Genomic DNA, 13,525 nt, shown 5'->3' on the forward strand with positions numbered 1-13,525 from the left:
ATGGCTTCCATCGATATCGCCAACATCCAGAAATCCTACGGCATCCACCCGGTACTGCACGATGTCGATCTCAAGATCGGCGACGGCGAGTTCGTGGTGCTCGTCGGCCCATCCGGCTGCGGCAAATCTACGCTGCTGCGCATGATCGCCGGGCTTGAAAGCGTCACCTCGGGCGAGATCCGCATCGCCGGAAAGCGCGTCAACGAGCTGGCGCCGAAGGACCGCGACATCGCCATGGTGTTCCAGTCCTATGCGCTCTATCCGCATATGTCGGTCGCCAAGAACATGAGCTATAGCCTCAGGCTCCGGAAGACGGCCAAGGAGAAGATCGCGAGCATCGTTTCAGGGGCCGCCGCCAAGCTCGGCCTAGATCCGCTGCTCGAACGCCGGCCGCGAGCACTCTCAGGCGGCCAGCGCCAGCGCGTCGCCATGGGGCGCGCCATCGTGCGCGAACCCAAGGCCTTTTTGTTCGACGAGCCGCTGTCGAACCTCGACGCCCGCCTGCGCGAGCAGATGCGCGCCGAAATCAAGAAGCTGCACAAGGACCTCGGCGCCACCTCGATCTACGTGACCCACGACCAGATCGAGGCGATGACGCTTGCCGACCGCATCGTCGCCATGAACGGCGGCTTCGTCCAGCAGGTCGGCAGCCCGCTCGATCTCTACGACCGTCCCGCAAACCTCTTCGTCGCCGGCTTCATCGGCTCGCCCGGCATGAACTTCTTCGAGGGCACCTACCTGAACGGCACCGCCCCGCGATTCGAGACGGAAGGCGGCGTTGTCATCCCGGCACAACCGCATCCGGCGCTCGCCGACGGCGCCCGCGCCACCCTCGGCATTCGCCCGGAACATGTGGAAATCGGCGTCGAAGGGCCGGATGTGCTGAGCGCCAATGTCGACTTGGTCGAGCCGACCGGGTTCGGCATCATCCTGCATCTCTCCTTCGGCCACGCCGGCTTCAAGGCCTTTACCAACGACCGCCGGTTCCTCACCGCTTCGGGTTCGCTTGCCGTGCGCCTGCCGGTCGACAGGCTGCATTTCTTCGACGCCGCCGGCAATCGGGTCTAATCGCGCGCACCGTCCCTGGTGAAAATTTAGGCGCAACCGGCGACCTGCCGGCTGCGCCGGTTGACTTCCACAAGGCGAGGCGTACGGTCGTCCTGTCGCAAGTATCAACCGCCGTGGCGCCAACTTAAGAGAAGCAAGCACCGCCAAAACGACAGATTGACGATAGCCTTCCTTGCCTGCGCCCGGCGATTTTGAGGAAGTGTCATGCGAATTCTTGTTGTTGCCCTTGCCTTTTCGACAACGATGCTCTGTCCGTTCGCAACCCTCGCGCAAGAGGGCGATGCCGCAGCCGGAGCCACCGTCTTCAAGAAATGCGCTGTCTGTCATGTTGCCGACAGCGATACCAACAAGGTTGGACCATCACTCAACCATCTGTTCGGGCGAACGGCCGGCACCCACGCCGACTTCAGCTACTCGCCGGCGATGATCGATGCCGGCAAGGGTGGGCTCGTCTGGGACGAGGCGCATCTGCGCGACTATCTGCACAATCCAAAGACCAAGGTGAAAGGCACGAAAATGGCCTTTGCCGGGCTGAAGGACGACACGGATATCTCCAACCTCATTGCCTACCTCAAGCAGTATTCGCAGTAGGCTGAAAAGACTAAAGGCAAGCGCCGTCCGCACGGAGACGGCGAATTGCGACTATTCGACGTTCGTGCAATAATTGCAGGTACAGCGCCGCGCGTCGTATCAGACGCGCAAAGGTCGCTGTAGAACTTTGAATTCCTGCATGTTTTTGTCCTTTAATCGGAGACGATCAAAGGAAACATGCAGCTGGCTCTACGGATTGCGTATTCATGCCCACAGCCGCCAGCGGCGAGGAGGGACAGAAATGGCCGTGGTAGTTATTCTGGTTTTGTTGGCCGTTGGGTCGGTGTTGTTCCATCTGTTGAGCCCGTGGTGGTGGACGCCGATCGCGTCCAACTGGAATTACATAGACAATACGCTCATCATCACCTTCTGGATTACTGGCGTCGTTTTCGTCGCCGTGGTGCTTTTCATGGCCTATTGCGTCCTGCGTTTTCGGCATCGCCCGGGAAACCGAGCGGCCTATGAACCGGAAAACAGGAAGCTCGAAGGGTGGCTTGCCGGCGGCACGACGCTCGGGGTCGCCGCCATGCTGACCCCCGGCCTCTTCGTCTGGCACCAGTTCGTGACCGTGCCGGATGGCGCAACGGAGGTCGAGGTCGTCGGCCAGCAGTGGTTGTGGAGCTTCCGGCTCCCAGGCGCGGACGGCAAGCTCGGCACCTCCGAGACCCGCGACATCACCCCGGAAAATTCGCTCGGCCTCAATCGCAATGACGCAGCGGCGCTTGACGATTACGTCATCGAAGGCGGTGAGCTGCATCTCGAAATCGGCAAGCCGGTCAAGATCCTGTTGCGCTCGGTCGACGTTCTGCATGATTTCTACGTGCCGGAGTTCCGCGCCAAGATGGACATGGTGCCGGGCATGGTCACCTACTTCTGGCTGACGCCGACACGCACTGGCACGTTCGAGGTTCTTTGCGCCGAACTCTGCGGCGTCGGCCACCCACAGATGCGCGGCACCGTCATCGTCGACAGTGCGGCCGACTACCAGACCTGGCTTTCGAGCCAGCAGACCTTCTCGCAATTGCAGGCAAAGGCAGGGACGAAAGAAACGGCGCAGGCAGGAAATGCCGCCCCGGCGCAGTAAGAAGCGCCCCGACGGCCAAAGCGGGATGAGGAAAAGTGCTTGCGGTTTTCCGCTCGCATCCCGCTTGTGAGCGAAAGCAATTCCACGGTTAATCGTCCGGAATTGCGTGGTTCAAAGCGTTGGATCGAAATGATCCGGTGTTGGGAGGTTCTCGCAGATGGTCGACATCCGGCATAGCACGGGCGAACCGATAGGCCCCGCGGAAGTGGAGGACGTCGAGCTTTATCATCCCCATAGCTGGTGGACGCGCTACGTCTTCAGCCAGGATGCCAAGATCATCGCCGTGCAATATGCCTCGACCGCGATCGCGATCGGCATGGTCGCCCTGGTGCTCTCCTGGCTGATGCGGCTGCAGCTCGGCTTTCCCGGCGCCTTCGCCTTCATCGACGCCGAGCGCTACTACCAGTTCATCACCATGCACGGCATGATCATGGTGATCTACCTGCTGACAGCCCTCTTCCTTGGTGGCTTCGGCAATTACCTGATCCCGCTGATGCTCGGCGCACGCGACATGGTCTTCCCCTATGCCAACATGCTGAGCTACTGGCTCTATCTGCTCGCGGTGCTCGTGCTCGTCGCAAGCTTCTTCGCCCCCGGAGGCCCGACCGGAGCCGGCTGGACGCTCTACCCGCCCCAGGCGGTTCTCTCTGGCACGCCCGGCGGCAAGGACTGGGGCATCATATTGATGCTCTCCTCGCTCATCCTCTTCATCATCGGCTTCACCATGGGCGGCCTCAACTATGTCGTCACCGTGCTGCAGGGGCGCACCCGCGGCATGACGCTGATGCGCATGCCGCTCACCGTCTGGGGCATCTTCACCGCGACGGTCATGGCGCTGCTTGCCTTCCCCGCCCTCTTCGTCGCCTGCGTCATGATGCTGTTCGACCGGGTGCTCGGCACCAGCTTCTTCATGCCGGCGATCGTCGAGATGGGCGAGCAGCTGCAGCACGGCGGCGGCAGCCCGATCCTGTTCCAGCACCTCTTCTGGTTCTTCGGCCACCCGGAGGTCTATATCGTCGCGCTGCCTGCCTTCGGCATCGTCTCCGATCTCATCAGCACCCATGCCCGCAAGAACATCTTCGGCTACCGCATGATGGTCTGGGCGATCGTCATCATCGGCGCGCTTTCCTTCATCGTCTGGGCGCACCACATGTATGTCAGCGGCATGAACCCCTATTTCGGTTTCTTCTTCGCGACGACCACGCTAATCATCGCCGTGCCAACGGCGATCAAGGTCTACAACTGGGTGCTGACGCTCTGGCGCGGCGATATCCACCTGACGCTGCCGATGCTGTTTGCGCTCGCCTTCATCGTCACCTTCGTCAATGGCGGGCTGACCGGCCTCTTCCTCGGCAACGTCGTCGTCGACGTGCCGCTCTCCGACACGATGTTCGTCGTCGCGCATTTCCATATGGTCATGGGCGTGGCCCCGATCCTCGTCATCTTCGGCGCGATCTATCACTGGTATCCGAAGATCACCGGCCGCATGCTCAACGAGGTGATGGGCCAGATCCATTTTTGGGTCACCTTCGTCGGTGCCTATCTGATTTTCTTCCCGATGCACTATCTCGGCCTCATCGGCATGCCGCGGCGCTATTATGAAATGGGCGAAACCGCCTTCGTCCCGGCCTCTGCCCATACGCTCAACGAGTTCATCACCATCATGGCGCTGGTCGTCGGCGCCGCTCAGCTCCTCTTCCTCTTCAATCTCATCTGGAGCATTCGCCATGGTCGTGAGGCCGGCGGCAATCCCTGGCGGGCAACAACGCTCGAATGGCAGACACCGGAGACGCCGCCGCGCCACGGCAACTGGAAGGAACTGCCGGTCGTCTACCGCTGGCCCTATGACTACAGCGTGCCGGGAGCGGCCGAGGATTTCATTCCGCAGAACCAGCCGGGCTCCGCAGGTCATGCGCCGGAGGGTGCCTCATGAATGTCACCTTGATCCTACTGGCCGTGATTCTCACAATCGCCGGCTGGTGGCTCAGCCGGCAGCGGCTCTTCTCAAAACCCTGGCTGGAGATCGGTCACGCGTTTGACCCGCGTCCAGATGGTCGTCCTTCGATCCCACCCGCAAAAATCGGCCTCGGCGTCTTCCTCGCCGTCGTCGCCGCGCTCTTCTCGCTTTTCATCAGCGCCTATTTCATGCGCATGGTATCCACCGACTGGTGGTCGACGCCAATGCCGAAAGTCCTCTGGCTGAACACCGCCATCCTCGGGCTCGGCAGCCTGCTTCTGCATGCGGCGCGCGTCACCGCGGAGCGCCATCATGACGAGGCAAGCCGCACGGCCCTGATCGCCGCGCTTGCCGTGGGGCTCGCCTTCCTCGCGGGCCAGGTCTTCGCCTGGCGCGAACTGACCGATGCCGGCTTTCTCATCGCCGATAACCCGGCCAACAGCTTCTTCTACATGATATCAGGCATGCATGGCCTGCACATCCTCGGCGGCCTTTTCGCGCTCACCCGAGTGATCGTGAGAACGCGCGCCGGCCCGATGGACGAGAGGGCCGTGCTGTCGATCACGCTCTGCGCCACCTATTGGCATTTCATGCTGGCCGTTTGGCTGGTGCTTTTCGCGCTCTTTTCCGGCTGGGCCAACGACTTCGTCGAGCTCTGCCGGCAACTCTTGACTTGAGGGAGCCAAAGGATGTCCGTCGAGACACATTCGCCTGTCCGAGAACCGCTCCACCGCCCGGCGGGACTTGCCGGTTTCGCCGCCGACTGGGCTTCGGATCAAAGGACGTTCAAGAACGTCTCCTGGGGCAAGGCGATGATGTGGATCTTCCTCCTCAGCGACACCTTCATCTTCGGTTGTTTCCTCATCGCCTACATGTCTGCGCGCATGTCGACGGCCGTTCCGTGGCCCAATCCGAGCGAGGTCTTCGCGCTGCACATCGGCGGTTCCGACGTGCCGCTGATCCTGATCGCCATCATGACCTTCGTGCTGATCACCTCGAGCGGCACAATGGCCATGGCCGTCAACTTCGGCTACCGCCAGGATCGAAGGAAAACCGCTTTGCTCATGGTGGTGACGGCGCTCTTCGGCGCCACCTTCGTCGGCATGCAGGCCTTCGAGTGGACCAAGCTGATCACTGAGGGCGTACGCCCCTGGGGCAACCCTTGGGGTGCTGCCCAATTCGGCTCGACCTTCTTCATGATTACCGGCTTCCACGGCACACACGTCACGATTGGCGTCATCTTCCTGCTGATCATCGCCCGCAAGGTCTGGCGCGGCGACTTCGACACCGGCAGGCGCGGCTTCTTCACGAGCCGCAAGGGGCAATACGAGATCGTCGAGATCACCGGCCTCTATTGGCACTTCGTCGACCTCGTCTGGGTCTTCATCTTCGCATTCTTCTATCTGTGGTGAGGCATGGCCATGACCGAAACGACGGCACACACCGACACGATACCGCAGGCAGGGTCGCGGGCACCGGCGCATGAACAACACCAGCAGCATCCGATCGGCCTCTACCTGGTCGTCTGGGTGCTGCTGTTCGTGCTCAGCACCTTCTCCTATCTCGTCGACTATGTCGGGCTGCAGGGCTATCTCAGGTGGTCGCTGATCCTGCTCTTCATGGTGCTGAAGGCCGGCCTCATCGTCGCGATCTTCATGCACATGGCCTGGGAGCGGCTGGCGCTGATCTACGCGATCCTGCTGCCACCGCTGCTGGTGCTGGTCTTCGTCGCTCTGATGGTCTCGGAATCGCACTACGTGCTCTTCACCCGCCTTGCCTTCTTCGGCGCGGCACCGTGATCGTGAAGCAGCAAGCCGCCCGCACGATGTCGCAGATCGCCTGCATCGTGGCGTCGCCGCAAAACCGACATTCGTGCCCCATGCGATGACGCATTCGAATGCGCCCGCGTCTTCTGTATGCTAAGAGAAATCGCTTCGATGCTCTTCGACGCTTTTTCTCACGAAATCAGTGGCATGACCGTCCCGCTAGCTCTCGTTCTACGATCCACAGATTGCTCGGCTCTGGTCGTGCAGTTTGATGATTATGTCGTAGACAGGCTCTAGTCGGCGCGTCTCACGCCCTAAAATCCGGCATCCAATCCAACTAGGGTCGCAATCAATGGCAGAGTTTCCGCAAAAGGCGAAAGTCGTAATCATCGGGCTGGGTGGCATAGTGGGTGCCTCGATCGCGCACCACCTGATCGAGCGCGGCTGGGACGATATCGTCGGCATCGACAAGTCAGGCGTGCCGACCGATATCGGCTCGACCGCGCATGCCTCGGACTTCTGCTACACCACCAGCCACGATTATCTTTCGGTCTGGACGACGCAGTATTCGATCGATTTCTTCGAGAAGATGGGCCACTACGCCCGCATCGGCGGCCTGGAAGTCGCCCGCACCGGCGATGATGTCTGGATGGAGGAGATCAAGCGCAAGCTTTCTTCCGCCAAGGCCTTCGGCACCCGCGCACACTATGTCTCGCCGGCCGAAATCAAGAAGATGTTCCCTCTGATCGAAGAGGATCAGGTGATGGGCGGCATGTTCGACCCGGATGCCGGCCTCGTCATCCCGCGCTCGCAGACGGTTGCTGGCAAGCTGGTCGATGCGGCCGAAAAGTCCGGCAAGCTGCAGGTCTACGGCAACACGCCAGCAAAGTCGCTTATCGTCGAGAACGGCCGCATCAAGGGCGTCGTCACCCACCGCGGCACGATCATGGCCGACCACGTCATCGTCTGCTCTGGCATCTGGGGCCGCCTGATCGCCGAAATGGTCGGCGAGGATCTGCCGGTCATGCCGGTCGACCATCCGCTCACCTTCTTCGGCCCGTATAACGAATTCGAAGGCACCGGCAAGGAGATCGGCTTCCCGCTGCTGCGCGACCAGGGCAACTCGGCCTATATGCGCGACACCGGCGACCCGAAGACCACCGAAGGCGGCCAGATCGAGTGGGGTTATTACGAGACCACCAATCCGCGCCTCTGCCATCCCCGGCATATTCTCGAAAAGCACGAAGCGCGCCTGTCGCCGTCACAGCGCGACCTCGAGATGGAGCAGATCATCGAGCCGCTCGAGCGCGCCATGGAGCTGACGCCGATCCTCGGCGAGCTTGGCTATAACGAGAGCCACTCGTTCAACGGCTTGCTTCAGGTATCGGCCGCCGGCGGCCCCTCCTGCGGCGAGAGCCAGAAGGTGCGCGGCCTCTGGTACTGCGTCGCCATCTGGGTGAAGGACGGCCCCGGCTACGGCAAGCTGATCGCCGACTGGATGACCGACGGGCGCACCGAGATCGACCATGCCTCGATCGACTATTCCCGCTTCTACCCGCACCAGCTGGAAGAGAAGTTCATCGAGGGCCGTTGCTTCGAGGCGGCGCAGAAGATCTATTACCCCGCCGTGCACACGCGCGAACCCTATGCGAGCGGCCGCAACGTCAAGCGCTCGCCCTTCTACGAGCGCGAGAAGGAGCTCGGCGGCTACTTCATGGAACTCGGCGGCTGGGAGCGCGCCCACGGCTACGCCGCCAACGAACATCTTCTCGAAAAATACGGCGACCGCGTTCCGGTGCGCGAGAACGAGTGGGACAGCCGCCATTTCTGGCGCGTGTCCAACGCCGAACATCTGGCGATGAGCGAGGATTGCGGCATCGTCAATCTCTCGCATTTCCATATGGTCGACATCGAAGGCCCTGATCATGTCGAGCTTCTCGAATGGCTTTGCGCCGCCAAGGTCGGCGGCGACGGCAACATCGGCAAGGGCATCTACACCCACTTCCTCGACGACGAGGGTATGGTGCGGGCCGACTTCACCGTCTTCCGCATGGCTGACCGCTGCCGCCTCGTGAACGGCGCCGATGCCGGCCCGCGCGACTTCCAGTACATGCGCCGTGTCGCCGAAGACCGAGGCCTTGACGTCACCATCACCGACGTTTCGGAAAAGTTCATCACCATCGGCATCTGGGGGCCCAACGCTCGCGAGACGCTGAAGAAGGTGGTTGCCGATCCGGCTGGCCTCGATATCGAGAACTTCGCCTTCGCCGCCATCAAGCCGATCGAAATCGCCGGCAAAAAAGTCACCGCCTTCCGCATCTCCTATGTCGGCGAGCAGGGCTGGGAACTGCATATGAAGTACGAGGACGGCCTTGCCGTCTGGGACGCGCTGCGCGCAACCGGCGTCATGGCCTTCGGCGTCGAGACCTATGCCAACTCGCGCCGCATGGAAAAGAGCCTGCGCCTGCAGAACGCCGATCTTCTCACCCAGTACAACCTGATCGAGGCCGATCTTGCCCGTCCGAAGGTCAAGGACGTCGATTTCCGCGGCAAGGCCAAGCACCTCGAATACAAGGCACGCGAACACCAGCCCGCCATGCTCTGCACGCTCGTTCTGACGGAGAACACCGATAGAAACGGCGTGAAGCGATACCCGGTCGGCAGCCTGCCGGTCATGGACCCGGAAACCGGCGCGGTGTTGGTCGACGAACTCGGCCGCCGTTCCTACACCACCTCGATCGCCTTCGGGCCGACGATCGGCAAGAACATCGCGCTTGCCTATCTGCCCTGGTCCCATTGCCAGGTCGGCCGCAAGTTGAACGTCGAATACTTCGCCGAGACCTATCCGGTCGAAGTCGTCGGTATCGGCTACAAGCCGCTCTACGACCCCGAGAACCTGAAGCCGCGCACCTGATCGATCGGCACCAGACACCAAAAACGAAAAGGCCCGCTCACATCCGAGCGGGCCTTTTGTATGTCTACCCAGATTGCCGTCAGGGCAGCACGTGCCCGGCCGCAGTAAAGAGGCGGTACCAGTCTTCGCGCGACAGCGTGATATCCGCGCCGGGCGCGATGTCTGCCAGCCGTTCCGGGCTCGTCGTTCCCAGGACCACCTGGATATTGGCCGGATGCCGCGCGATCCAGGCATAGGCAATCGCCGACGGCGACACCGCATATTTGCCGGAGAGTTCGTCGAGCACCCGGTTGAGTTCGGGAAAATTCGTCTCGTCGCCGACGAAGACACCGCCGAAAAAGCCCTGCTGGAACGGTGACCAGGCCTGCAGCGTCATGCGGTTGATCCGCGAATAGACGACCACCTCGCCGTCGCGGTCGATCGACTGCTCGAGACCCGCCATGTTCGCGGCAATCCCAAACGCGACCGAGGGGGCGTGGGCAATGCTCAGCTGGATCTGATTGGCGACGAGCGGCTGGCGAACGGCCGTCTTCAGGAGATCGATCTGCCGTGGCGTGTGGTTCGACACGCCGAAATGCCTGACCTTGCCGCCCGCCTGCAGCTTGTCGAAGGCGTCAGCCACTTCCTCCGGCTCCACCAGGGCATCTGGGCGATGCAGCAGCAGAAGATCGAGATAGTCGGTCTTCAGCGCCGCAAGTGAGCGGTCGACGGACTGGAGGATATGGTCGCGGGAGAAATCGAAATAGCCGCGCCGGATACCGCACTTGCTCTGGATAACGATCTGTTCACGCTCGGCAGGCTTCAGCCGCAACGCATCGCCGAACCGACGCTCGCAGGCATGCAGTTCGCCGCCATAAATGTCGGCGTGATCGAAGACGTTGATGCCGACGTCCCGCGCCTTGCCATAGAGCCGGGCAATGGCGTCATCACTGAGATCGGCGATCCGCATCAGGCCGAGAACGGCGGATGAAACGGAGAGGTCGGTTGTTCCCAGATTGAATTTTTTCATCGGATTACGCTCGCACCGTCAACATTGTTTCGAAGGAGGATTTCCGCCCGCAGGCGCAACTGGCTGCGGAAGCGAATCTTTGATCCTCAATCTCTACCAGCCCGAGGGCGCTTGGCAAACGCCTCGGGCATTGTTGACGATCGTGCGAAGCGAGTAGCGAAGACGAGCAATGCGCCGGGTTGCCCGCTAGCGCTTTGCTGTTGTCCTATTGTCGTGGGAGCCGACAGGATCGCCCGGCCCACGACCAGCGGTTTGATCAGGCAGCCGACCGATAACGCTCAGCCGGCTCGGATTGTGCGAAATTCGGCAGCATCGCCTGGCGCGCGGCGTCGAACGTATGCCACTGGCCGGCGTCCGGCAGCGGCGGGATCGTCACCAACTCGCGGCGATCAAAGCCGACTAGTGCCGCATCGACGAGATCGCCGGCCTCCATCACGCCCGCAAGCGTTTCGACATCGACGCCCGCATGATCCCAGATCTCGGTGCGCGTCGCAGCCGGCAGCACCGCCTGCACATAGACGCCCTTGGGCGCCAGCTCGACGTTCAGCCCCTGGGAAAGGAACAGCACGAAGGCCTTCGTCGCACCATAGACAGTAGCACCCATCTCCGGCGCAAGGCCGACGACGGAAGCGATGTTGACGATCGCCCCCTCACCCCTCTCGGCAAAACGCGGCGCTACGGCATGGGCCAGCCTGGTGACGGCAGTAATATTGAGCGAGATGAGCTTCGAAATGTCCTCGCCCTTTTGCTGAAGGAAGCCGCGCGGGATCGATGTGCCGGCATTGTTGACCAGAACACCAATGCGCTCATCCTCGCGCAGGCGCTGCTCGACCTTGGCCAAATCCTGCTCGTCCGTCAGGTCGGCGGGCACAACGTCGACATTCACGCCGGTTTCGCTCCGCAGCCGCTCGGCAGTCTCTGCCATGCGCACCGCATTGCGTGCGACCAGAATGAGATCGTGACCGCGGCGCGCAAATCGCTCCGCATAGACGGCGCCGATACCGGTGGAAGCACCGGTTACGAGGACTGCAGGCTTCTTGCTCATCGGGTGTGCTCCTTTGATTTATTCATGATAGTAATCATGTATTTGGATATATGACAGCCATCATGTATAATGTCAATCGAAATTTAGGAGACGGTGATGCGCGTGAGCCGACAGCAGGTCGAAGACAACAAGCGAACCATTCTGGAGGCGGCTGGTCGGCTGTTCCGGGAGCGTGGTTTCGAGTCCGTCACAGTGACGGATGTGATGAAGTCGGCCGGGCTCACCCACGGCGGCTTCTACGGCTACTTCAAGTCCAAGGATGATCTGATTGCCCAGACCCTGGCCGGACTCCGGGGAGAAGCCGAGCCAAAGTCGACGGACTTGGCCGCCGTCGCACAGCGCTATCTTTCAGCGGAGCATCGAGACGATTTCGCACATGGCTGCCCGCTTGCCGCCCTGGCGTCGGAAGTGAGCCGGCAACCCCAGGGAGCACGCACGGAAATGACAGCGTTTCTCAAACGTCAGTTCGAGCGCCTGGGTAAAATAGCGCCGGGCTTGGACGAAGAGCAGCGGCGCCGTGCCGCGATCGGCAATTCGGCGAGCATGATCGGCGCGCTGATCCTGGCCAGGATGACCGACGATCCGGCCATGTCGAACGAGATCCTCGAGGCGACGCGCGGCTGGCTTTTGGCGGAGGATGGCGAAGGGGCCAAGGCCGCCGACGTCGCCTGATATTCGCTGTGCTTCGTGTGACCTGCCACCAAAGTTTCATCCGGCGGCGATTAGAGTCTCGGCGGGTTTGAATACGCCAAATGGCGCGGCGGGAGCAACCGGCGGAAACGCGAAGCTTTCATCTTGCGCAGCGTTGGAGCCGGTTGCGGCGATGATCCCGGCGTAGCCTGCCGGGGTTTGGTATCCGAGCGACGAGTGTGGCCGGAAATGGTTATAGTCGGCAGCCCAGTCAGCAATGGCGCTGCGGGCATGATCGAGGCCGAAGAACAGGCTCTCGTTGAGCAACTCGTCGCGCATCCGACCGTTGAAACTCTCGACATAGCCGTTTTGCATCGGCTTTCCCGGCGCGATGTGGTGCCACTCGATCTTGTGATCCTTCGACCAGGCAAGGATGGCATTCGAGGTGAGTTCGGTGCCATTGTCGGAGACGATCATTCCGGGTTTGCCTCGCCGTTCGATCAGCGTCGTCAGTTCTCGGGCGACACGTCGACCAGAGATAGACGTGTCCGGGATCGCTGCCAGGCATTCGCGCGTCACGTCATCAACGACATTGAGGACCCGGAATCGCCTGCCGCAGGCGAACTGGTCGTGGACGAAATCCAGCGACCAGCGGGCATTGGCCTTCGCTTCGACCAGGATCGGTGCACGCATGCCGACAGCACGCCGCCGGGCTTTTCGCTTGCGAACGGAAAGCCCTTCCTCGCGATAAAGACGGTAGATGCGATTGACGCCCGACCGCTCTCCATCTCGCCGAAGCAGGATGAACAGGCGACGGTAGCCGAAACGCCGCCGCTGGTTGGCCAGGTCGCGCAGCTTCGCTCGCAGATCGACCTCCGGCGGTCGACGGGACCGATAACGGATCGTCTTGCGGTCGGCGGATATGATCTGACAGGCCCGACGCTCCGAAAGACCCATGACGGCCTTCAGATGCGTGACGGCTTCACGCTTGGCGGCAGGCCCTACCATTTTTTTGCAAGAAGCTCGCGGAGTGCGGCTGCATCCAGCATCTGCTCGGCCAGCAGTTTCTTTAGCCTGATATTCTCGTCCTCAAGCGCCTTCAACCGCTTCGCCTCGGAGACCTCCATGCCGCCGTACTTGGCTTTCCAGTTATAAAACGTTGCTTCTGAAATTCCGTGCTTGCGGCAGAGGTCGGCCACCTTCGCGCCAGCCTCCTGCTCCTTCAGCACCGCAATAATCTGCTCTTCCGTAAATCGCTGCTTCTTCATTCGTCCGTCCTTTAATAGGCCGGACTCTAATCCATTCTGGAGGGAATTCTCAGGGGCAGGTCACGTGCCCTCGCCCGTTCTCTCCGGGTAGCGCTAGAACGCCAAAAGCCCGGCGGATTTCTCCGCGCGGGCTTTTTGGATGTTTGGTTGCGGGGGCCTGAGTCCACGGAGACTTGTAAAATCTCAGCCTCAA

At 61.5% G+C, this 13,525-nt stretch carries 12 protein-coding genes; 9 read left to right on the forward strand and 3 right to left on the reverse strand.

Annotated features, from left to right (window positions below):
* The 8 genes from ACN9MO_RS13680 (at position 1) to ACN9MO_RS13715 (ending at position 9,380) form a co-directional block, all read left to right on the forward strand.
* Positions 1–1,068, forward strand: a complete 1,068-nt coding sequence (locus tag ACN9MO_RS13680; RefSeq protein ID WP_093235625.1) for an ABC transporter ATP-binding protein — start codon at positions 1–3, stop codon at positions 1,066–1,068.
* Positions 1,069–1,272: 204 nt separating this feature from the next.
* Entirely contained in the window at positions 1,273–1,659 is a 387-nt protein-coding gene (locus ACN9MO_RS13685) for a c-type cytochrome (protein WP_058320726.1), read from the forward strand.
* Between the two features lie 241 nt (positions 1,660–1,900).
* Positions 1,901–2,743, forward strand: a complete 843-nt coding sequence (locus ACN9MO_RS13690) for a cytochrome c oxidase subunit II (RefSeq protein ID WP_112994665.1) — start codon at positions 1,901–1,903, stop codon at positions 2,741–2,743.
* A gap of 157 nt (positions 2,744–2,900) precedes the next feature.
* A complete protein-coding gene (gene ctaD, locus ACN9MO_RS13695) occupies positions 2,901–4,676 on the forward strand; it encodes a cytochrome c oxidase subunit I (RefSeq protein ID WP_093235622.1) in 1,776 nt (591 codons plus the stop codon).
* Entirely contained in the window at positions 4,673–5,377 is a 705-nt protein-coding gene (locus ACN9MO_RS13700) for a cytochrome c oxidase subunit 3 (protein WP_112994666.1), read from the forward strand. The genes ctaD and ACN9MO_RS13700 overlap by 4 nt, the downstream gene beginning before the upstream one ends.
* A gap of 12 nt (positions 5,378–5,389) precedes the next feature.
* Entirely contained in the window at positions 5,390–6,112 is a 723-nt protein-coding gene (locus tag ACN9MO_RS13705) for a heme-copper oxidase subunit III family protein (RefSeq protein ID WP_057248975.1), read from the forward strand.
* Between the two features lie 9 nt (positions 6,113–6,121).
* Positions 6,122–6,499 carry a cytochrome C oxidase subunit IV family protein gene (locus ACN9MO_RS13710; protein ID WP_057248974.1) on the forward strand — a complete coding sequence of 126 codons (378 nt, stop codon included), beginning with the start codon at positions 6,122–6,124 and terminating at the stop codon, positions 6,497–6,499.
* Between the two features lie 319 nt (positions 6,500–6,818).
* Positions 6,819–9,380 carry an FAD-dependent oxidoreductase gene (locus tag ACN9MO_RS13715; RefSeq protein ID WP_113132152.1) on the forward strand — a complete coding sequence of 854 codons (2,562 nt, stop codon included), beginning with the start codon at positions 6,819–6,821 and terminating at the stop codon, positions 9,378–9,380.
* 79 nt (positions 9,381–9,459) lie between these two features.
* On the opposite strand, the gene ACN9MO_RS13720 is transcribed toward ACN9MO_RS13715, so the two are convergent.
* Together ACN9MO_RS13720 and ACN9MO_RS13725 are read right to left on the reverse strand one after the other, a co-directional pair.
* The gene (locus ACN9MO_RS13720; RefSeq protein ID WP_112994668.1) at positions 9,460–10,389 is read right to left on the reverse strand and encodes an aldo/keto reductase; all 930 of its coding nucleotides are present in this window, start codon (positions 10,387–10,389) and stop codon (positions 9,460–9,462) included.
* Between the two features lie 256 nt (positions 10,390–10,645).
* Positions 10,646–11,434, reverse strand: coding sequence for an SDR family NAD(P)-dependent oxidoreductase (locus ACN9MO_RS13725; RefSeq protein WP_113132151.1), 789 nt, complete (start codon positions 11,432–11,434; stop codon positions 10,646–10,648).
* A 96-nt stretch (positions 11,435–11,530) separates the two neighbouring features.
* Here ACN9MO_RS13725 and ACN9MO_RS13730 point away from each other — a divergent pair, with 96 nt between their 5' ends.
* On the forward strand, positions 11,531–12,106 hold the full coding sequence (locus tag ACN9MO_RS13730; RefSeq protein ID WP_113132150.1) for a TetR/AcrR family transcriptional regulator: 576 nt from the start codon (positions 11,531–11,533) through the stop codon (positions 12,104–12,106).
* A 36-nt stretch (positions 12,107–12,142) separates the two neighbouring features.
* Here ACN9MO_RS13730 and ACN9MO_RS13735 read toward each other — a convergent pair.
* A protein-coding gene (locus ACN9MO_RS13735) for an IS3 family transposase (RefSeq protein WP_112994671.1) occupies positions 12,143–13,332 on the reverse strand; the annotation gives its coding sequence in 2 pieces (ribosomal slippage) (positions 12,143–13,080 and positions 13,080–13,332; 1,191 coding nt in all).
* Positions 13,333–13,525 lie beyond the last annotated feature (193 nt).

The organism is Ensifer sp. R-19, assembly GCF_049905105.1.
Lineage (GTDB): Bacteria > Pseudomonadota > Alphaproteobacteria > Rhizobiales > Rhizobiaceae > Ensifer.

Coding starts and splice junctions, on each gene's coding strand:
- ACN9MO_RS13680 (WP_093235625.1), top strand. CDS start 1: ATGGCTTCCATCGATATCGCCAACATCCAGAAATCCTACGGCATCCAC.
- ACN9MO_RS13685 (WP_058320726.1), top strand. CDS start 1,273: ATGCGAATTCTTGTTGTTGCCCTTGCCTTTTCGACAACGATGCTCTGT.
- ACN9MO_RS13690 (WP_112994665.1), top strand. CDS start 1,901: ATGGCCGTGGTAGTTATTCTGGTTTTGTTGGCCGTTGGGTCGGTGTTG.
- ctaD (WP_093235622.1), top strand. CDS start 2,901: ATGGTCGACATCCGGCATAGCACGGGCGAACCGATAGGCCCCGCGGAA.
- ACN9MO_RS13700 (WP_112994666.1), top strand. CDS start 4,673: ATGAATGTCACCTTGATCCTACTGGCCGTGATTCTCACAATCGCCGGC.
- ACN9MO_RS13705 (WP_057248975.1), top strand. CDS start 5,390: ATGTCCGTCGAGACACATTCGCCTGTCCGAGAACCGCTCCACCGCCCG.
- ACN9MO_RS13710 (WP_057248974.1), top strand. CDS start 6,122: ATGACCGAAACGACGGCACACACCGACACGATACCGCAGGCAGGGTCG.
- ACN9MO_RS13715 (WP_113132152.1), top strand. CDS start 6,819: ATGGCAGAGTTTCCGCAAAAGGCGAAAGTCGTAATCATCGGGCTGGGT.
- ACN9MO_RS13720 (WP_112994668.1), bottom strand. CDS start 10,389: ATGAAAAAATTCAATCTGGGAACAACCGACCTCTCCGTTTCATCCGCC.
- ACN9MO_RS13725 (WP_113132151.1), bottom strand. CDS start 11,434: ATGAGCAAGAAGCCTGCAGTCCTCGTAACCGGTGCTTCCACCGGTATC.
- ACN9MO_RS13730 (WP_113132150.1), top strand. CDS start 11,531: ATGCGCGTGAGCCGACAGCAGGTCGAAGACAACAAGCGAACCATTCTG.